Here is a 19283-nt window from a genome sequence, read left to right on the forward strand (position 1 = left end):
TTGAGTTGCCGCTGTTCGCCGAAAAAGACGCGAGGAAAAGCATGAGCTTGACGACCGATCTTATGGCCCTAGTAGATGAGCTGGATCGTGTACACAAGGGGGCCGCACCGTGGTCTGAAGAGGCTGGCATACCTGATTTTGTCACTGCTGAAAACGGCATGCAGCGGTACTTCACCCGAAGAGGCAGAGAGGCGCTTGGGCAGTTCTCCAACACTCTTCATCAGAATCGAGACCGAAACTCGCTGAAGATCGAGCTTGAGGATTACCGAAAGATCGTCAGACAGGCTGTTGCCGACATGCACGCCACGGGCGAGCTGTCAGGGTTCGACGAAGGCAACCAGGATGCACTACCCAAGCTGAAGTTGCTCATTGTGGAGCGCCTCGCAAGCATCACCAACGAGCATACGCACTACTTCCCCGCCTGGACCCTGGGCATGGAGAGAACTTCTCCGTTCTCGCTCGGCCCGGTGACATTCTTGAATAGGGCCGCCTGGATAGATTCCGTCGACTTTCCTCAGCAGGGAAAGGATCACTATCTGAATCAGCCAGAGGCGAACCACCGCTGGAAGGAAATTCTCAAGGATGCCTTGGATAAAGCCAACCGCGACGTCCCCATCGACGGATTGGCCAACGCTGTCTATAGCGCGGTTGCTGAATGTCCTGCCCTGCTCAAAGTAACCGTCCGTGGCTATGAGCATAATTTCTCGTGCAAGCTGGCAAGGCTGGTTGGTAAGACTGCGCTTGATGCCATCTCTTTGGGCTTCGGAGCCCCTGAGTGTTTCCTGCAGCAGGCGCTTCAAGACGAACGCCTGCCGCCCGTCGGCAGCAATAGCCTGGTAGAAACCAAAGGATTTCTGTGGCTGCCTGGGACCGCGCTTGGAAAGCGGATTCCCTCGCAGCCTCCCCAGCGAGTGAGGCAGGCATTGGATGACATGGCACCCGTTCTTCCAGCGTTCGCGGCAATCCTGGAAGGACTGGTTGACCCAGCGAGTCATCCGCACCCCAAACTCGCCAACCGATGGGCTACAGCATTGGATTGGTTCGGTGAAGGCCACCGTGAGTCTAGTGATGCGATAGCGCTGGCCAAGCTCGGGACCTGCCTGGATGTACTGTGCTGCGGCGGAAAGAACGACGGTATTCGAGAAATGGTCGTACACCTTACCGGCACGAGTGGCGACACGCAGGTAGTGCGGGGCAGTCGTCCTCGCACACTGAAGCAGTTGGTCAAGGACATCTATGACCACGGTCGATCTCAGATACTGCATGGCACCCACTATGACAGGCTGGAGTCGTTCGCCGCGGAGCGTAACTACGCCGCCTACCTCGCCCGGATCGTCTTGATTGAGAGCGCAGTGCGGCTACAACGCTATGGCGGTCCTGATACAGATAAGGCGTTCAGAACGATATAGCTACAGGTACTTCTTGAACGTCGCCGCCGCAATGCACACCGCCACGCCGAGCAATGCGGCGCTGGGCAGCAGGATCAGCAGCGGGTTCACGCTGACCGGCAGTGCTAGGTAAGTCACCCACGGCAGCACGGCCAGCGGGATCAGGCTGGCCCTGGCGCGGTGATAGATGAACCCCGACTCGCGTCCCGCGCCGAAGCGGCGGATGTCCCGGCGCACCAGGCCGTCCACCAGCCCGACGAAGGCGGCCACCAGGAACAGTGGCAGGGTCAGGCACAGCACCAGCAGCCGCACGAGGAAGACCAGCGTCGTATAGGCCGCCGCGATCAGGTAGCTCTCCACGTTCACGTAGACCAAGCCGATGTAGTAACGGAAATCCTTGGTCGGGCGATGGCTGCCGGCGCTGGCCTGCACCGAGGCGTCGCGTATCCAGTCCAGCAGACCGCTTTTCACGAACAGCCAGTCGTAGCCCTGTTCGACAAGCCGGTGCGCGGTGCGCCCCGGCTCCTGCACCAGCGCGCTGCGCGTGAAATACGTGGAGAGCTGATCCAGCTCGTAGTGCAGCATGCCCTGCGCGTGGCGCCAGCCCTGATCGGGCCAGAAGAAGTGCATGCCGACGAATTCGATCAGGATGCACAGCAGCAGCGCGCCGCACAGCACGCCGAAGAAGCGGAACGGCAGCGTGACCAGGCCGGCGATCAGCCCCTGCTGTCGTTGCTGCTGGCGCTGGGCCGCGACGGCCGGATCGCTCACGCTTCGGCCTCTTCAGGGGCGGCCATCTGCTTGAAGTCGTCCAGCAGGTCGTCGGGCAGGGCCTCGTCCTGCAGGCCGGGGATGCCCTGGTTCTCCCACCAGTCTCCTGCCTCGACGTAGCGCTGTCGCATGTAGCCGGCCAGCTCCTGCAGATCCTTCGGCATGGCTTCGTCGGGATCGGGTGCCGGCAGTGGCATGCGGACTTTCCAGAGGTTGCCACCCTCGATCAGCGCGAAGCATTGTCCCTTGGGCAGCGCCACGACATGCGCCGGCTCGATCAGCGGCACGCTGGTGCTGCTGATGCGGTCCTGGGTATTGGAGGTGAACGCGGTATTGCCGTGCGGGTCGGAGCTGTCGGTGGCGCCGCTCATCAGTGCGGTGGCGTACACGTCGACCTTGGGAAGCTGGCGCGTCAGCAGTTCGGCCGTGGCGGTCTCGCGCACACGCAGCATGAACAGGTTGTTGAAGTTGCCGACCACCTGGCCGGCCTTGGCGCGGTTGCCGATGCGGGCCTCGATGTCTGAGAGCGTCTGCGTATAGGCCGTGACCTGGACCCCGGCACCACCACCCTTGTTGATCATCGGGATGAACTCGTCGCCCATCAGCTCGTTGAACTCGTCGGCGTGGACGTTGATCGCCACCTTCACGCCGATCGCCGATCCGGGCAGGCCGTCGTCGATGCCGAATTTGTAGATGTGCCCCGCGACCGAAACGAGGTCGGAGAACATGGAGTTTCCCACGGCGGCAGCGACCTCCGCGTCGGACAACGCATCCAGCCCGACATAGACCACTGCACGTTTGCGAATGATCTGCATCCAGTCGAAGATCGGCCGCGGGTCACCCAAGTCCGAATAGTTCGGCGCCAGCAGTTGCGCGATCTTGCCGGTGGTCAGCTTCTCGAGTAGAGGCAGCAGCGAGGCGACAATCTTGTCGAAATACGTCCGGTCGTAACGCACGGCGCTGCGCAGGCCGTCGAGCACCGGGTCGTAGACCCGCACCTGCGACAGGTACTGCTCCAGCGCCACGACGCGCTTCTCGCGGCCGATCATGTTGCGCGGGATGTTCTTGTCGTTCAGCCTGGCTTCGAGCTGGACGATGATCTCCCAGGCCTTCGGCTCGTTCTTCGCGAAGAAGTGCTGGGCGTACTCGATGAACAGCGCGTCGATGTTGATGACGTGGCGCTGGATCAGCAGGTAGTCCGGGCGTTGCCCCAGCTCGACCAGGGCGCGGGCGATGATGTTGACGAAGCGCCAGGCGAACTCGCGGAACGCGGCGCTGTTGCCCTCGCCCGAGAGCTGGCCCGCGATGCGCGTGGCGACCTCGGAGATACGACCGAACCGGCCCACGGCGTTGTAGCGCGCCGAGATGTCCGGCCAACCCAGGTGAAAGACGTAGAACTCGCCCTCACGCCCAGCGCGCTTGGCTTCCACGTACATGCGCTTCAGGAGATCGGCATCGCCCTTGGGGTCGAAGACGATCACGACCTCATGCTGGCCGCCCACCTTGCGGCGGATGTCCTGGGTGATGAACAGTTCGGCCAGGCGGGTCTTGCCCACGCGTGTGGTGCCCAGGACCAGCGAATGGCCGACCCGTTCGCCCAGCGGCAAGGTGACGTCGCCCTCATTCAGCTCGATGCCGTGCAGACGTGGAAGCCCGCCGAGCGGCGGCAATGGACGCACCGGATTGAACGCGCTGTCCCAAGTCAGGGCGCTGGCGAGTTTGGACAGCGGGGACGGCGCGAATTCCAGGCGCTCCTCGATGCGCCGGGCGGCCCGGTAGATCGCGGTCGGCTCCACGTAACGGCGGAACTCCGGCCGGTAGGTCTGCATCAGCCGGTGCGTGTGGCGCTGGTCCCAGCGAAAGCCCCGGCCGACGAACAACCGTTGCTGGCTCACCGGCACGTCGCGGCTGGTCATCACGTAGCGCGGCAGGCGGCGGATGTTGCGGCGGTAGCGCAGAATGACCCAGGCATCCCCAAGGCGGATGGCGCCGAAGGTGAGAAACGCCAGCGCGCTGCCCAGACCCAGCAAGGGGCTCAGCGCGAGCGACCACGGTGCCACCAGGCACAGAAGCGCGGCGCCGGCACACACTGCCACGGTGTACAGCTCCACCGCTGGCCGCAGCAGCACTTCGACAGCTTGGGGCTGGGCCATCGCGGGCGCTTCACCTTATTTCACTTCAGGGCTCGATACCGGTGGCAGTGACCAGCACCGGGTAATGATGGATGCCCAGCCGCTGGGCCAGATCGTCAGCCGAGACCGGCGCGAGCGTCAGACCGGGAGCGAGGCGGCGCAGCGCGGCAAGCGCCTCAGGCGACGCCACATTGACCACCAGCCCCACCGCTTGCAGCTCCTGCAGCGCAGAGCGCCGCTGCCGCAGCCAGGCGCGCGAGCGATCGTCATCGCCGACCAGGAACAGCGGCGTCAGGCCTGGCGCGCGAATGACGCGACGCGGCTCGTTGCCAGGCGACAGACGCGCCGAGCGCACCGGCAACATCGCTGCCTCGGCGTCGGCCGCGCTATCCATACGGGGAGCCGGTGTCGGCACCGGTGGTGTCGTGCGGTCCAAGTCTTGAGGATTCAATGCCTGGTAGTACGGAAGCGCCGACACGCCGCCACGGTCCTCGACGACGGTCAGCGGTTCGGCAGCGGCTTGGACGGCGGCAGTCGCGGAGGACAGCAGCCCCATGGCGGCGGCATGCAGAATGCAGTTCATGGCGTGGTGGTCCGGGTGGAGATAACGGACGCGTCGGGCCCCAGTACGCGGGCGAGGTGCAGATGGACGCTTTGGCGGTAACGGACGGCCGGCGCGCCGCCAGCCGGTCGGTGATAGCGGCCGATGGCGATCAGCCAGTCCTCGCCAGGCATGTGCTGCTCCCGCAGAATTTCCGCGGCGATGGCGAGATTGCGGTACGGATCGAGCAGCTCGCAGGGGTGGTCGTAGCGCTGCGTGTGGTAGCCGAGGTTCACTTGTCCCAGGCCAGCATCGATGCGGTTCTCGGGGGTGCTGGCGAGCGCTTTGCGCAGGCCGGCGCAGGCCTCGGCGCGGGAGGCGAAGCGGCGCGAGGCACCGGCCACGTTGAGCATCCAGGGCCAGGGCACGAGGCGGCCGTTGAAGCGGGTGCCGCTTTCCTGCAAGGCGACGGCATAGAGCACGGTCGAGGGGATACCGGCGCGCTGCGCTGCGACCTGATAGGCCGGCGGCGGGACTTCCTGCGCCTGCGCGGCGCCGACCAGCCAGCTCACCAGCAGCACGAGCATGGCGTGGCACCGGGTCAGGGCTGCCGTTGCCATTGCCCGCCGACTTGGCGCACGACGGCGGGCAACTCGCCCTGCAGGCGGAGGGACAGCCAGCGCCCGCTATCGTGGTTGAGGGTGATCTGCCGGGCACCTACCTTGGCCGGGTCGATCCGCACGCGCCGCGCCCAGTCGCGGATGCGTGCATCGTCGGCGCGGCTACCCACGACGTAGACGTCGAACTCGGCACCGGAAGCCTGCAGCCGCTGCGCGGCCTGGTCGCAGGCGGGGCAACCGTCCTTGACGAAGACTGCGATTCGGTCGTCGCCCTGCGGGATGCCGGGTGCAGAGCCGACGGAGTTGGCACCGGGCAGACTGACCCGCTGCATGCCGGGTGCCAACCGCTGCCAGGCCGCATCGTAGGCCCGCTGGTAGGCGAGCGTCTTCTCGACCCGGCGGGCTTCGGCCTGCACCTGCAGTTCCGCGTAGCGACGGCGCTCCTCGTCGGAGCGCGCCTCGATGCCGAGCGCGGTGAGCGGATCGAGATTGGGCGAATACACACCCAGCGGCCCCTGCATCAGCTCACGGTAGTGCGCCCAGTCGTCAGGGCGCAGCCCCCAGTCGCGCGCCTGCTGTTCGTCGCTGCGTACGGTGGTCGTCGGGCGCTCGCGGCTGGGGGCGGTGGCGGACAGGCTGGTGTGCTGGGCGACGGCGGCGGGAGCCGCACCGGCGAGCAGCACGGCAATCAAGAACGGGGCGCCCCTGAAGCAGTTCACGCGCCTTCTCCTACCGTTCGGGAACGGTCAGGCGGCGGGTTTCGTCGCCATGCCGGAAGACGGCGGTGCCGCTCTCGATCGCCTCAAGCCGCCAGCCGGCCTCGGCCTCGCCGGGCCGTAGCAGGCGGACCTGTGTGAGTGCGGCCGCGTCGGTCGGAAGAATTGCCAGGAAGCGTTCGCCGGCGCGCAGCTCGACGCCAATCACCCGGAATGCAGGTTCGATGGGCCGCGGTCTCACCGGCGCGGGTACGCGGGGACGAACAGACGCCGAGGGCGTCGGCCGGGCGGAGGCGAGGCGCTCCTCCATCCGCTCGAGGCGGGCCAGCAAGGACTGCAGCGCGTCAGTGGTCGGGCGATCGCCGAGTGCCGCCTCGACCGCGGCAATCCGCTGATCGAGCGCGAGGCGCTCGGACTCGTAGCGCGTCTGAGGCAGTGCGGTCGGCCGTTGCCGGTACTGCTCGAGCTGCTGCGCGAGTTCGTCCATCCGCCCCTCGAGGACGGCGATCCGCATGGCTGGAGTGCGGTCTTTGGCCTCTTCGGCCAGGTTCGAGAGGACGACGTGGTCGATCACGACCGTGGCGCTGACGAGCAGCAGCCAGGTGGCTGCGGCCACGTGCAACAGCTGTAAGCGCCGATGTTGCGGGGTGCCGGGAATCGCGATCATGGCTGCGCCTCCTCGACGAGTGGAAAGGCCTCGGCTGGCGTTTCGGCATCTTGGAGGGAAGCCGGCAACAGGGTGAGTGGATCGGCCGGTGTGATGGCCGGACCGAAACAGACCCGGCGCGCGCCGTCATCTGCGCGCAATTTCCAGGCTGGGCCAGCGAGCGTCAACAGCGCGTCGCGCAACACGATCGGCCCGAGTTGGTAGTGGGCTGTCGGCAGCGGGAGGGCGTTCAGTGCATCGGTCTCAGGACCGCTGCAAAGCTGGTAGCCGGAGCGCTGCAACACATGGCGCAGCGCGTCGCCCACCGTCGCGTGCAGGGTGTCCGGCACGGTCACGTCGACCACTTGCAGCAGCAGGTTCCGCTGGGCCTCGGTTGGTGCGAGTTCGACCAGGGTGTAGCGGCCGTAGCGGACCACCGGGACGTAAGCTGGTGGTGGGGGCGCGGATTCAACGGCTTGCGATGACGTGGATGGGGACGGTGCGGTAGTCGCGCAGCCTGCGGCTAGGGCGGCGCTCAGCAACAGGCCACGGCGTGCCGTCCGATGGGACGGAAGGGCGGATTGCATGGATCGGCTCTCGGCAATGTCGAGCCGACACCATCGCCATCCGGGGAGGTCATATCAGCAAACAAAGGGAATCGCCGCTTTACCGATTTCACGAGGAGCAGGGATCCCGTTGGTCGAAAAAGCGTCATAGCCTTCGGGGGCCAGAACGTCGGGCGGTGGCGGACTTATCGAGAGAGTTATCCACAGTTTCTGTGGAGAAACGCGGAAAGGGACTGCCGGCTGGGTCGGTTGCGTTCGACGCTTGCTTGGGCGATTGGCGAGCTCGAAACGGGGGAGGACCGTCTGACGACGATGAACCCTGCTCAGGCGGCCTTTCTGCGGGCGGTTGCCACCATGGGGGCAACATCCACCCGTTCTCGCAATTCCTTGCCCGATTTGAAGTGGGGCACATACTTTCCGGAGACATGCACCGTCTCGCCGGACTTCGGATTGCGGCCCACGCGTGGTGGTCGATAGCTCGACGAAAAGCTGCCAAAACCGCGAATCTCGATTCGGCCACCTTGGGTGAGCGCATTGGTCATGGTGCCGAGGATCACCTTCACCGCCTCTTCCGCATCCCGTGCAACAAGCTGTGGGAAGCGCTGTGCGAGACGGTCGATGAGTTCTGATTTCGTCATCGGGCGATTATATCAATTGAAACAGCAACTTCGCGTGCAAGCAAAACCCCGTGTTTGGAGCCGATCCGCGCGTAGGGGAGGATTGGTCGTGCCGCATTCCGGCGAGGCGTATTTCGACGATAGGGGAGAAGAAAATGCCGACGACCCGATGGGCCGCCGGCAGCGTCAGTGAATCAAGTCGCAACAAGTTGCCTGGCGAGCGCGACCTCGACGGAGTCCCCGTCCTGGTTGAGGACATCCAGACCCGACTCGGGCACGTCGCCCGACGTGCTCTGCGACACCATGATTTTCTTGGCCATCAACCCCAAGCAGGTCATCTGCGAGGAGTTGGCATAGCCCAGGTAGATCACGCGCACCGGCTGCTTCTGGCCGATGCGCCATGAGCGCCGGGCGGCCTGCTGCAACGAATACACGTTGTAGCCCGACTGCATGAACACGATCGTCGGAAACTCCAACAGGTCCAGGCCGGTTTTCACCAGCTCGGGATTGGTGATGAGCACGTCGATGCCGCGGTCCAACTGCTCAGCGATCCAGTCCTCGCGGCGGGAGGCATCCACGCTCGCGCGCAGCACCGCCACCTTGAAGCCTTCCTGCTCAAGCAGCACCTTCAAACGCGACGTGGTATCGCGCGTGCCGGTGTAGACCGAATAGACCAGGGTCTTGCGACCTTCAGCCTTCTCCTGCTTGCAGATCTCGATCAACTCGCGTTCCTTGGGCATCACCTCCAGCTCGTTGAACTGAGCCGGGACGAAGGCCAGGGTGTTGCGCGTACGCGGATGCACCACCGTTTCCGAGCGGAAGCAGCAATCCGGCCAGGCCAGCAGCACGTTGAGGACCACACCCAGCAGCGTCGTGTCGCGCCTCGCCAGGGCCTCCTTCAGCTCCTGAGTCAGCCGACCCGCCAGATCGCGATAGGCGGCAGCTTGCGCCGTGTCCATCGCGACTTCGCGGAACTCCTCGTCGTAGGGCGGCAGCACGTTGCCGCCGATGTCCTTCAACTTGAGGAAGACCGTGAACGGCAGGACGCAACGCAGCACGCCCTTCGGACCGAAGCCCGGCGCCTTGACCGTGCGCACCGATACCTTGGTGCCCTTGGCCGTCTTGTGCGCCGTGCCGGTGCTCTCGGAATAGATGTCCTTGAGCACCCCGTGGTCGCGCATGAACGCCATCGCGGCCGACGTCATGCTGCCGCTCTTCGTCGGTCGGTAGCCGTCTTCGATCATCCGCCCAGGCAAGGCGCGGAACAGCAGGTGGAACAGGTCGTCGCCGTAGCCGCCCATCAGCGTACCAGTGAGCAGCAAAGTCTTGCGCGACTTCGCTGCGAGCACGCCCATGGCCTGGCCCTGCGCACTGCCACCGTTCTTGTACTCATGCGCTTCGTCGGCAATGAGCAGGTCAAACGTGCCTTGCGGCAGGTAGCGTTTGATGAACTCGGACGGCTGGTAGCCGCCCTCGCCGAAGCCGAACTCCATGTTGGCCATCGCGCGCTCCATGCGGTGCGCCTGACGGTCGGAGAAGACCAACTCGCCGCGGTCGTCCATCAGGTTGATGAACTCGTGGATGTTGTCCCCGAGCATCGACGCGAGGAAGGCGTCACCGAATTTCTGCATCAGCTTCTGTGCGGTGACTTCCCCGATGGTCGGGATACGCTTCAGGGCTTTGAGCACGGACGAGGACTGGTCACTGGCGGACAAGCCTCTCGGGCGGATCAGCGTCCACAGCGGTGCGGCGCAGTGGCTGCACTTGCGGCGGATCTCCTCGGCTTCCAGCTCGACCGGGTTCGCCGGCTCGCCGTCGAGGTCGGTAATGACATGGCCGCAGTCCGGGCACGCCGCCACGTCGCCGTGGCGGCTCCGATGCCGGGTGAACACTGGCTTCCAGTGAAACCCCATCCGCATCCGCACGCGGCCGAGGACGAAGAACTCCTGGCCATGTGCCGGCACGCCCAACTGCTCGCGCAGCTTCAGCAGCTTGACCAGCGTGTCCGGGCCGTTGAGCACCCAGACCTTGGCGCTGGCCACCGTTTCCTGGATTTCGCGCCGCCACTTGTAGACCAGGTGGGGTGGCGAGAGCACCAGGGTGCGGCGGTAGCCTTCGGCATTGAGTGCGGCGGCCGTGGCGATGCCGACGGTCGTCTTGCCGCAGCCCATCTCGCCATTGACGATCGCGGCGCGTTCGCCACGGTCGACCAGCAGTTCGGTGACGGCATGGACCACATCGGCCTGCGCCTGGAACAGCTTGCGCTTGAGACCCGCGAGGACGATCTGGCGATGCGCCCGCGGCTGGCCGGTGTAGACCGGCGGGTTGGCACGGTTGAGCGAATCGAGCAGTTCGTCGCCGAATTCGGTGACGAAGTCCTGCAGGCTGAGGATGAGAGGAGAAGCGGCCGCTTCGAGCAGGTCGCCCTGTGCAGCGGTTTCGGGAATAGTTTCAAGATCGAGGGACATGGTGATGCTCCAAAGCGATCGGGCATGCACCTCCCCTACGGGGCGATGGCATGCCCCAGAGTGGGAAGAAGGAAGCGTCTAAAGCCGCTGGATGCGGATCAGTACTCGCTGGGCAACAGCAGCGTGGTGACGCTGCGATCCCATTCGGTGATGATCCAGAGCTTCAGGTCGGGCGTGACCTGGTAGGACGAGAACAGACGATCCTCGCCGGACTTGAGCGCGGCATCGTTCAGTTGCCGATCGTCGTCGCCGAGGTCGCCCCAGTCGCCATGAAGATGGCGACGCAGGAACGGCGCGGGGTTGAGACGGCCCTGTCGGATCAGACCATCGACGCCGACGGTCATAACCACCTGCCCGGCGGGAAAGCGTGCTTGTGACGCGAGGTTGAGGACTGCGAATGCCATGATGATTTCTCCTTGTGGAGGAAGGGGCCACGGCACCCCAGCGGGGCGACATGACCCCGGTGGGTAGATGAAGGCGACGGCGAACCGTCAGGGAACAGCGATCAGCGGATGGTCAGCACCTCGCCCCGTGTCGGGGAACCTGGCGTCATGTCCCAGGCGCGGATGACCGGCACGAACTTGTCGGTGAGGATGCGCGTCTCGGCCACGGAGCCGTCGTCGCGTTCGGTGTATTCCGTCTGGAGGGTCTTCTCCTTGTGGGTATCACCTTTGACGACGAGCACCCGCCCAGCCCTGGACCTCACCACGCCCGAGATCGCGCCCGCGGCCAAGGCCAGGGCGAGATGCCAGTGCGACAAGGCCCGCGCTGGCGGACGCAGCGACTGCTGCGCGGCGCCCAGGTGCATATCGAGCGCCGGCCAGAGCCCTTGCAGCCGGCCGACCTCGTCGGCGAACTGCTCGGGTTCCATCGTCACGCGATAGAAGTGCTCCGGCTCGGCCGGGCTGGCGGGGACCACGTAAGGCAGGAACGGCCATTCCAGCGGCAGTTCTTCGGCTTCGGCGTCGCCCTGCCCGATCTGCAGCAGGAGACCGCGCACGGCCTTGACCGAATCCGATGCCTGGTCGCGCTGGCGAACCCGACGACCGAAGATCACCACCTGCTTGAACTGCGTCTCCACCGCACGGTAGATGCGCAGGCCAGCGAAGTGGCGCGTCAGCCATCCGACCAGTTCGGCGTCGAGCACATAGGACGGCACGATGAAGACCAGCACGCCGCCGTATTGCAGCAGCGGCAGCGTGCGCTGGTAGAACAGCTTCTCCAACCTGGCGCGACCCTGCCCCTGGTAGCCGATGTTGCCGTTGGCGTCCTTGCTCAGGTCGCCATAGGGTGGGTTGAGCCACAGCAGGCCGAAGGATTGGCGCGAGATCAGCGTGTCCATCAGGTCACCGTGGATGCAGCGATCGACGAGTCTGCGTGCGTGGGCTGCCCGCTCGGCGTCGTACTCGACGGCGAACGCCCGCACCTGCGCGCGCCCGAGGGCGTGAGCGGCTTCGGCGATCGCCACGCCTTCGCCGGCGCAGGGATCGAGGATGCACATCGGCCCGTCGGTGGGCGCCAGTGCGGCGAGCGCTCTTTCGAGCGTGGGTTCATCCGTTGGGAAGTACCCGTTCTTGACGAAATTGCGGGCGAGCCGCGGGAACATGAGTGCCATGGGAATCTCCTGGGGCATATCGATGGAACGAAGCGGACATGCGCGCGCATGTCCGGTGCGGAGACCTCAAGCCACCGCCTCGAGCGGCAGGTCAGAGGTGATCGGGTGCCCGAAGGCGTCCGTGGTGAGCACGTTGCTGCGGATCAGGCCGCCCAGCGCCTGGGTCAGCGCCGACACGTCGATGGCGAGCCGATGGCCTTCCAATGGCCCGAGGGCGAACGGAAGGCGGGTCAGCATCGACCGCGCCTGCAGCAGCTCCAGCACGATGTCGCGCCAGTGATCGAGCAGCGGCAGCGGGCAGGTGTCCCGTACCAGCGACCACAGCCGGTCGAACCGGTGAGCGGACTCGCGCGGCAGAAGCGCCAGCGCGCTGGCGTTGGCCTTGTCGGGCCGAACGCAGCGGCGGTCGAACAGCCACACGTTTGTCAGCGAGCCGAACAGCGTGCGGCGATATGCGCGCGTGATGCGCTTCTCCAGGTTGTCGACGTTGCCGACGAAGACGGGAAGCGAACCGCCCTCCCCGTTGATGATGTGGAACTGGTCCAGCCCCTGCTCGTCGCGCCCGAGGGTCAGGCGAGCCAGGAACTCCTGAACGGCGGTATCGCGCGCCCAGATGGACAGAAAGACCAGGTTGCCGTGTTCGTCGCCGACGCTGCCGTCGGCCATGAGGTCGGGGCATTCGTCGATGCGATACAGCGTCTTGGATGATGCAGGTACGGGCATGGTGATGTCCTTTCGAAGAGGCTGGGACAGCACCGGCCCCAGGGGCGGCTACGGCCCCAGGGGCGGCTACGGCCCCTGGGGATGGAAGAACGCTCTGGTCGGAGCGGTGTGTGAAAACCGCGGCCCCTGCCCGGGATGGGTAGGACTCGCGTGGAGATCAGGCCTTCAGCTGCCGCAGGCCTTCTGCCAGCATCCACAGCGCCCGGTTGAGCCGGACGTTCTGGTCAATGCCTTGCACTGGTCGCGTCCGTTGATGCCGGCCCAGGGCCGTTCGGCCGGACAGGCCGCCTTTGACGAGGTTTTCCTGTACGCGGTTGAACACCGACCACAGGTCCGAGTACTTGTCGTCGAAACGGCGAGGCGCCAGCACCTGGCTCTCGGTGATCGGCAGCGCCTTGTTCTGGCTGTCGTACTTGAGCGTCAGGGCCGAGTGTGCGAAAACCTCCGCCTCGCCATCGTCGAGCGCGACGACACGCATGGCATCGCGGGAGTCCTGAACCTGCGCGAAGCCCTGCAGGACCTCGTAGGCGCCTTCGATCACCTGTTCGGTGACGTTGCCCTTGTGGGGCACACGGACATCGCCGAACGTATCGCCGCAGACCAGGCCGTTCTGGCAGACGAAGCGGAACATGCCGGCCAGCATCTGGTAGCTGCTGGTGCCGTCGTGCGAGTTCAGCAAGATGACCTCGTTCGCCTCGGCGCCGTTGATCTGGCTCGCATGGCGAAGGCGGAGCATATGCTTGGTGTACTCGCGGCGATCCTCCTGGCGCACGCGGGTCTGGCACACCATGAATGGCTCGAACCCTTCTCGGCGCAGCTCCGCCAGGACGGCGGCGGTTGGTATGTAGCTGTACCGCTCGGACCGGCTTTCGTGCGGGGACTCTGCAAAGATCGAGGGTGCGACCGCGCGGATCTGGTCATCGGACAACGGATGATCCGCACGCAGCGTCGGGGAATGGGGTGCGAAACGAGAAGCGAGTTGCATGGCTATCTCCTTGAGGATGGAAGCAATCGGCCTTGACCGGCTTGGAGCCGGGCGTGCGCGAATGCGTGGGACAAGAAGGGCCCTGTAATAAAGGGCCCGGACAGGGACAAGTAGGGAAGAAAAAAGCCCGAGCCCCTCCCCGTCGGAGAAGAACCCCGGCGGGTAGTGGAACGTCGCGGATGCGACGGACGGATCAGGCCTGGGCGCGGTGCCAGTCCTGGGACAGCGGTGCGAACTCGTAGCCGAGCGCTCCGAGGCGGTCGCGCTGCTGACGCAAAACGCGGCGATCCACGGTGGCGTCGAGCTTGACGCTGTCGCCCAGCGGCCAGAGCGCGCCGAACAGCGCCTCATCCGCGTCGGCCGAGGACTCGGGGGACGGCGCGGCCGATTCGCGGCCGAACGGCGTGGTATCGATCAGGGGATCGCGCAGGCTGCGGGACTTTGCCTTGGCCGGCACCTTGGGAGCGGCCGGCGCGGGTGTCTGCGCTTCCTCGTCGATCGGATCGACCTCCTGCGGACTCAGCCGGTGGGCTTCGTCGCGGCTCAGGGCATCGATGTTGGACAACGTCATCCCGCCCAAGAGAGCGCGGATCTCGATGACCATGCGGCCGTTGGCGGTGTAGGTGGAGGGCCGAATCTCGGCAATGACGAAGTCGCCCTCGTACTTGCCCTCGGCGTACTGGTCGAGTTCGGCGTTCTTCACGACGAACTCGCCGATGGAAGTCTCCAGGCGACCGACGTTGAAGTCGCCGTTCCTGCCGTGAATGGTCTTGATGGCCAGTTGGCCGGGGATGGTGATCATGAAGGTCTCCTGCTGAAGAGCGAGCGATCACCCGCCACCGACTAGAGGTTTCGGTAACGGGTGAATCGCGGAAGGAAGGACCAGGCTCCGGAGGCGGAGCCTCGTGGATCAGAACGACTCGGCAACAGCCAATGCGGAGGCATCGGCAGCGGCTTCGTCATCAGCCACGGCAACGGGCCTGGAAGGCTCCGGCGCGGCGGCCTGCGGCTCGGCGGGCGTGGACGTCGCAGGGACTTCCGTATCGCGCTCGTCACCATCCGCCGGCTTCGACTCGGCCTTGTAGACGAGCTTGCCGTCGACCTTGATCCAACTGATGAACAGCAGGCGTGCCTTGAGGCTCACGCCCTGTTCGCCGGCACGCTTGCCCTTGGAGTACGTGAAGGTGTCGGTCCACAGGTCGCCCAGACGAAACCCGATCATCACTTTCTTCTCTGCCTCGACGGCATCGATGCAGCGACGCACCAGGTGCTGCGCTTCCGAGCCCGATACGCGCGTATCGAAACGCACGTACGAGACGTCATCGCTGGGACCGTTCAGCGCCGCGATGTCGCAAGCCAGGAACGCGTCACCCTTCTTGGGCTTCACCTCGCGGATGCGATTGAGGTACCCGAGGCCGGTGATGTGCAGATCGAAGTAGGACTTCTCGGTGGGAGTGGTCATGGTGAATCTCCTGAAGGACAAAAAGGCGGAGACACACCCGACCCGGGCGGAGAAGGTGTGGAACCCCCGCGTGGGTTGATTGAGCAACGTCGTGGCATCGCCATCGGAAACCGATGGGCGTTCGAGCGTGGATGCCGGTGCGAACTGGGGTGATCAACGCGGTCGGAACCGCGTCGTAGCCTTGAAGATCGTGGCTACCTGGGCATGCTGCTGACGGGAGTCAGCGGAACATGGCAGGAAGCGTGGAGGTAGGATGGCGTTAACACGAGCAGATATCGGTATTCGTCAGTGCCCGCATTGGTGGAACTTCAGTGATGAAGCGTCACTGACGCGCAGAGGGGTGAATCGTTGTCTTCTCGGGGCTCGGCTCGAAGCGGTCGTTCCTGCTGCTTCGGGCTGAAAGGCGGCGTGACAACGCAGCGGAGCCGTCGCACGACACGGCCACTCGCGGACTAGGCAATCTATGTTGCCTTCACTGGCACGTTGGATACCACGGCATTCGCGTCGAGGAACTCACTCGGTGGGTCGTAAGGAGTCCATCGCGCCATCATCCAGTGACGCATGGCGTGACGCAGATTCAGTCAGCTCTAACCAGACGCCCTGGCGCTCCGCGGAGACCGCCCAGACGGCCATGGAGACAGGACTGCCGCGGTTGCCAATGATGACCAAGAGGTACCGGGACCGTTGGCCCTGAAAGGTCTCCAAGTACTCGTGCGTGGTCTGGCGGTCCAGGTCTGAGGGAGAAGGCCACGGCTCGGGGTGCGTATGCCACAGGCCCACTGCATGCTTTCCCAGGGCGAATGCGGCGTGGCGTGCCCGGTCGGCCGCAGCTGCATCCGGGATCCAGCCATGTCTTCGGCGGTGATCGCGCGGGTGTGGGCCGGCCGCAGCACTGATGACAAGGCCGGTCGCGCTTGGTGCGGCGCTGAAGATTTCACCGCCCGCTTCCTTTTGCCACGGCCGGCGTTGAGCGTGGACGTACATATGCGCGAGGACCTGTTCGGTAAACAGGACGTAGCGCGTGGAGTCGGGGTAGAAGAAGATCCGTATCACGGGAAGGGCCGGGTCAAAATGAGACCCTCGTGAGGGGCCGCCGGGAGTGCCCAGTCCCGAAGTGCCAAGCCGGGCCAGTGCTTGTCAAGGAAATGCTGGCCTCGCACCCAGCTCACCACTTGGGCCGTTGCTGAGCCGTCGCCCCCGTCGATCAGGTCCAGGGCATTCTCAGTGACGAGAGCGACCGCATGGGCTGCCGCTGCCGCCGTATAGCTCTGGAACCGGCTGCTGCAGCCAGGCTCCCGACGAATCACCTCGTCTGGCCAGGACACCGCTTCGAGATCGTTCAGAGGATCCCTACTACCCTGGATCCACGGCGTCTGCGGCGGAAGAAGGCACGCGTGAGCAGCCGCGACATATGGCTCCATCCAGCCGATCAGCAGCGGACAAGGATGCTCGTGTCGGGCTTGGTCAACGTACCAGCGCACATCCGGCTCGCCGGTGAGATCGAGGACGACGTCCACGCCGGACAGAGCGTGTTTCTTCAGCCAGTTTTCCGCGGTCATCGCGTGGGGAGTAACGACCGTGGCGGGGTATCCGAGGTTGACGCGCTGGGCAGCGGCGCTGGCCTTTCTCTTGCCGATCGATTCGGCACCCAACAGGTGCCGTCCGATGTTCGCTGGCGAAAGATTGTCGGCGTCCACCACAGTGATAAAGCCGACCCCGGCCTTGGCTAGATGGTCGATTACCGGACTACCAAGAGCGCCGGCGCCGAGAACAAGAACGTGTTTACCCTGACGATCCGCCACTTCAGGGTGCTGGTCACGCCCCACGGTCCAACCCGGATCGAGGCGGATTGCGCTGAGCGGCAAAGGCCTGCTCAAGGGCGGGTACGTCTTCTTGCGCTTACCGTCATCTACGACAGTCGGCGGGCCGCCTGGGAGCAGGTACGCGACGGTGGCCTCGGAATTACGCAGCAGGACCACCCGATGAATGCGGCGGCCACGCCGGCTGGTGGCCGAATGGAACATCTCGTAGTCAGCGGGCTTGAGGCGTCCTCCGAGGATCAGATCCAGGTCGGACGCGGTGCGTGGCCACGTACCTGGGGTGAGGGTGTGCGAAATGGGGATGACGGCCACCAGAACGCCGATGTGCTGGCTTGCCCTCTTGCCCATGGACTGGAGCAATCGATTGGTGATGGGCAACTGTTCATCGGCTGCGATGACGATCCGCTCGGGTAAGAGAAGCAGGCCCTGTCTGACGATGGCCTGAGCGGGGCATGGATCGGCCGTCCAGACGGCCCGGACTGGATCGCTGTGGGAAAGGGACTGGGCCACCTCGATTGCCCAGTAGTTGAGGGCCTCTGCAGCGAAATCGCCATCCAGGGCGCCAGCCAACCAGGGGGCCAGGAAATGCTCCTGATAGGCCCGCAGAAGGAGAAGAATTCTGTCTTCGGGCGAATGCCCCGAGCCGGGGCCTGGGTCTCCGTCGGTGCATAGGACGCCAGCTTGGTCGAGGTGCGGAACACGCAGCACTGCGTCGGGAGAGAGAACGATTTCGGCCCGAGCATGCTCAGGAAAATCCTTCGGCAACCGCATCTCTGCCCACCCGAATGCTCTGCCCGACGGAAACGCCGGCAGTCTTAACCGATAGGCCGTTGCGCCGCGGTCACGGCTCAGGGCGGATGGTAGCAAGTCCGGGAAGTGCTGTTGGACACTGGTTAGGTCCAGATTTGCAAGACTCACACTACAGCCTTATGCCAGCCCTCGTCCGGGACGAGTCGGCGGCGGCGCGGGATAACGGGCAGACGACAGACCTGTACCGTCGGTCGTGGGCGCCGGAATGCCGAACACTTCACGGACGCGCGTGGATATCTCCTGCGGCTCGGAAAGGGCCAGAATCGTCTCCAGATCCGCAGACAGGGCGTTGCACCATGCGACGAACGCCCTATATCGAGTCCCACCGTCGTGATTCCACTTTTCAGCAAAGTTCTCGCCCTCAACGGTCGGGTTATCTACCCGGTACTGGTCTTCGAGTTTCAGGACAAGGTGGGGCAAGAGGGAGGCGAGATCGTCGAGCAATTCCACCGGATGAGCGTAGACGCGACCGAGGTCGGCGAGGCCCTCGTAGCAACTGGTCAGCAGGGTCACGATGATGATGGAGATTGGCTTGGCCTCGCCTGCAATGATGCCCCGTCGCACGCACATGTCTCGATGGCGCTTGAAAAGGCGGATGGCAACCCGCAGCGTATCGGTAATCTCCACTGCCTGCTCTGGCACAGGCGCGACCTCCGCCTTCGCCTCACGTAGTACTGCAGTTTCCATTGAGACTTGACGGATCAGGGACCGCTTGGCCGTGTCATCGACCCACTTGGTTATGCCTGCTGGGTTCGATGTCTTCCAGCGTTCGGTCGGTGTGTCCACGACTGCCAAGGCGGTTGCTCGGTATGCGAAAGCTGCCCGGTACCGGGGCGCCATCGACTCCATGGTGTACTGGGGCACGTTGTTCAGCGGCACTGACGGGGTGAACTCGAGATAGAACGGCCGGTTGGGGAACGGAATGTTCCAGCAGCGCTTCTTCGCTTCTGCCTCGAGTTCCTCAAGGGCGTCCCCGACCGACTGAAAGAAACCCATCGGGTCTTGCGCTGCGACGCGGGAGATATCGACCTGGCAGACGGCATCGATGTCGAACTTCTCACCGCCGAAAGGGGAGCGGATGAGGGTTTGCGTGCTGGCGGAGCCTTGAGGCAGGATTCTGATGGTGTCATTTGGCCAGTCCAGCTTCGCGACCAAGAGTCCCGCCACCTCCCTGTATGCCTCGGCCGCGGCGGCGATTTCTTCCGGGCGCACCGTGATGTGGAGGTTGGCTTCATTCAGTGCCCGAGCCCAAGGACTGTAGGCCAACAGTAGATCTCGCTCCGCGGAACGGGTCAGGCCGTCGTTCCGCAAAGCGGCAATCGATTCGAGGGACTCGGTAAGGCGGGCAGGACGGGTACGCTCGGCTTGAAGGACCAGGTCGGCGCTTTTCGTGAGTGTCATGG

Annotated in this window: 19 protein-coding genes; 1 reads left to right on the plus strand and 18 read right to left on the minus strand. The window is 64.7% G+C overall.

Features of this window, described 5'->3' with window-relative positions:
• The first annotated feature begins 5 nt into the window (after positions 1-5).
• A complete protein-coding gene (locus EBN1_RS06845; RefSeq protein WP_241762820.1) occupies positions 6-1409 on the plus strand; it encodes a hypothetical protein in 1404 nt (467 codons plus the stop codon).
• Here the strand turns inward: EBN1_RS06845 and EBN1_RS06850 are convergent, their stop codons facing one another.
• The 18 genes from EBN1_RS06850 to EBN1_RS06935 form a co-directional block, all read right to left on the minus strand.
• A complete protein-coding gene (locus EBN1_RS06850; RefSeq protein WP_011237202.1) occupies positions 1410-2159 on the minus strand; it encodes a TIGR03747 family integrating conjugative element membrane protein in 750 nt (249 codons plus the stop codon).
• A complete protein-coding gene (gene traD, locus EBN1_RS06855; protein WP_011237203.1) occupies positions 2156-4312 on the minus strand; it encodes a type IV conjugative transfer system coupling protein TraD in 2157 nt (718 codons plus the stop codon). The genes EBN1_RS06850 and traD overlap by 4 nt, the downstream gene beginning before the upstream one ends.
• Before the next feature lie 25 nt (positions 4313-4337).
• Positions 4338-4874, minus strand: coding sequence for an integrating conjugative element protein (locus EBN1_RS06860; protein ID WP_011237204.1), 537 nt, complete (start codon positions 4872-4874; stop codon positions 4338-4340).
• Positions 4871-5452 (minus strand): lysozyme family protein, encoded by a 582-nt coding sequence (locus EBN1_RS06865; protein ID WP_011237205.1) that lies wholly within the window; start codon positions 5450-5452, stop codon positions 4871-4873. The genes EBN1_RS06860 and EBN1_RS06865 overlap by 4 nt, the downstream gene beginning before the upstream one ends.
• A complete protein-coding gene (locus tag EBN1_RS06870) occupies positions 5434-6171 on the minus strand; it encodes a TIGR03759 family integrating conjugative element protein (RefSeq protein WP_011237206.1) in 738 nt (245 codons plus the stop codon). Before EBN1_RS06870 ends, EBN1_RS06865 begins: the two co-directional genes overlap by 19 nt.
• A 10-nt stretch (positions 6172-6181) precedes the next feature.
• Positions 6182-6835: a hypothetical protein gene (locus EBN1_RS06875; RefSeq protein WP_011237207.1), complete on the minus strand. Its 654-nt coding sequence runs from the start codon at positions 6833-6835 to the stop codon at positions 6182-6184.
• Positions 6832-7251 (minus strand): PFGI-1 class ICE element type IV pilus protein PilL2, encoded by a 420-nt coding sequence (gene pilL2, locus EBN1_RS06880; RefSeq protein WP_479682064.1) that lies wholly within the window; start codon positions 7249-7251, stop codon positions 6832-6834. Before pilL2 ends, EBN1_RS06875 begins: the two co-directional genes overlap by 4 nt.
• Before the next feature lie 452 nt (positions 7252-7703).
• Entirely contained in the window at positions 7704-8018 is a 315-nt protein-coding gene (locus EBN1_RS06885; protein WP_011237209.1) for an integration host factor subunit beta, read from the minus strand.
• Between the two features lie 173 nt (positions 8019-8191).
• On the minus strand, positions 8192-10465 hold the full coding sequence (locus EBN1_RS06890) for a DEAD/DEAH box helicase family protein (protein ID WP_011237210.1): 2274 nt from the start codon (positions 10463-10465) through the stop codon (positions 8192-8194).
• 98 nt (positions 10466-10563) lie between these two features.
• Positions 10564-10869 (minus strand): hypothetical protein, encoded by a 306-nt coding sequence (locus tag EBN1_RS06895; protein ID WP_011237211.1) that lies wholly within the window; start codon positions 10867-10869, stop codon positions 10564-10566.
• A 101-nt stretch (positions 10870-10970) separates the two neighbouring features.
• Positions 10971-12080 (minus strand): DUF6094 domain-containing protein, encoded by a 1110-nt coding sequence (locus tag EBN1_RS06900; RefSeq protein WP_011237212.1) that lies wholly within the window; start codon positions 12078-12080, stop codon positions 10971-10973.
• A 66-nt stretch (positions 12081-12146) separates the two neighbouring features.
• A complete protein-coding gene (locus tag EBN1_RS06905) occupies positions 12147-12803 on the minus strand; it encodes a hypothetical protein (protein ID WP_011237213.1) in 657 nt (218 codons plus the stop codon).
• A gap of 157 nt (positions 12804-12960) precedes the next feature.
• Positions 12961-13788 carry a DUF932 domain-containing protein gene (locus EBN1_RS06910; RefSeq protein ID WP_011237214.1) on the minus strand — a complete coding sequence of 276 codons (828 nt, stop codon included), beginning with the start codon at positions 13786-13788 and terminating at the stop codon, positions 12961-12963.
• A gap of 193 nt (positions 13789-13981) precedes the next feature.
• Positions 13982-14590 (minus strand): DUF3275 family protein, encoded by a 609-nt coding sequence (locus EBN1_RS06915; protein ID WP_011237215.1) that lies wholly within the window; start codon positions 14588-14590, stop codon positions 13982-13984.
• A 108-nt stretch (positions 14591-14698) separates the two neighbouring features.
• Positions 14699-15250, minus strand: coding sequence for an STY4534 family ICE replication protein (locus EBN1_RS06920; protein ID WP_011237216.1), 552 nt, complete (start codon positions 15248-15250; stop codon positions 14699-14701).
• Between the two features lie 513 nt (positions 15251-15763).
• A complete protein-coding gene (locus EBN1_RS06925) occupies positions 15764-16303 on the minus strand; it encodes a Mov34/MPN/PAD-1 family protein (RefSeq protein ID WP_068881125.1) in 540 nt (179 codons plus the stop codon).
• Entirely contained in the window at positions 16300-17835 is a 1536-nt protein-coding gene (locus EBN1_RS06930; RefSeq protein WP_197531854.1) for a HesA/MoeB/ThiF family protein, read from the minus strand. Before EBN1_RS06930 ends, EBN1_RS06925 begins: the two co-directional genes overlap by 4 nt.
• Positions 17836-17997: 162 nt before the next feature.
• Positions 17998-19281, minus strand: a complete 1284-nt coding sequence (locus tag EBN1_RS06935; protein WP_041645951.1) for a nucleotidyltransferase family protein — start codon at positions 19279-19281, stop codon at positions 17998-18000.
• Between the last annotated feature and the right edge of the window lie 2 nt (positions 19282-19283).

This window comes from Aromatoleum aromaticum EbN1 (assembly GCF_000025965.1).
GTDB classification, from domain to species: Bacteria; Pseudomonadota; Gammaproteobacteria; order Burkholderiales; family Rhodocyclaceae; genus Aromatoleum; species Aromatoleum aromaticum.

Coding starts and splice junctions, on each gene's coding strand:
- traD (WP_011237203.1), bottom strand. CDS start 4,312: ATGGCCCAGCCCCAAGCTGTCGAAGTGCTGCTGCGGCCAGCGGTGGAG.
- EBN1_RS06860 (WP_011237204.1), bottom strand. CDS start 4,874: ATGAACTGCATTCTGCATGCCGCCGCCATGGGGCTGCTGTCCTCCGCG.
- EBN1_RS06865 (WP_011237205.1), bottom strand. CDS start 5,452: ATGGCAACGGCAGCCCTGACCCGGTGCCACGCCATGCTCGTGCTGCTG.
- EBN1_RS06875 (WP_011237207.1), bottom strand. CDS start 6,835: ATGATCGCGATTCCCGGCACCCCGCAACATCGGCGCTTACAGCTGTTG.
- EBN1_RS06885 (WP_011237209.1), bottom strand. CDS start 8,018: ATGACGAAATCAGAACTCATCGACCGTCTCGCACAGCGCTTCCCACAG.
- EBN1_RS06890 (WP_011237210.1), bottom strand. CDS start 10,465: ATGTCCCTCGATCTTGAAACTATTCCCGAAACCGCTGCACAGGGCGAC.
- EBN1_RS06895 (WP_011237211.1), bottom strand. CDS start 10,869: ATGGCATTCGCAGTCCTCAACCTCGCGTCACAAGCACGCTTTCCCGCC.
- EBN1_RS06900 (WP_011237212.1), bottom strand. CDS start 12,080: ATGGCACTCATGTTCCCGCGGCTCGCCCGCAATTTCGTCAAGAACGGG.
- EBN1_RS06905 (WP_011237213.1), bottom strand. CDS start 12,803: ATGCCCGTACCTGCATCATCCAAGACGCTGTATCGCATCGACGAATGC.
- EBN1_RS06910 (WP_011237214.1), bottom strand. CDS start 13,788: ATGCAACTCGCTTCTCGTTTCGCACCCCATTCCCCGACGCTGCGTGCG.
- EBN1_RS06915 (WP_011237215.1), bottom strand. CDS start 14,590: ATGATCACCATCCCCGGCCAACTGGCCATCAAGACCATTCACGGCAGG.
- EBN1_RS06920 (WP_011237216.1), bottom strand. CDS start 15,250: ATGACCACTCCCACCGAGAAGTCCTACTTCGATCTGCACATCACCGGC.
- EBN1_RS06935 (WP_041645951.1), bottom strand. CDS start 19,281: ATGACACTCACGAAAAGCGCCGACCTGGTCCTTCAAGCCGAGCGTACC.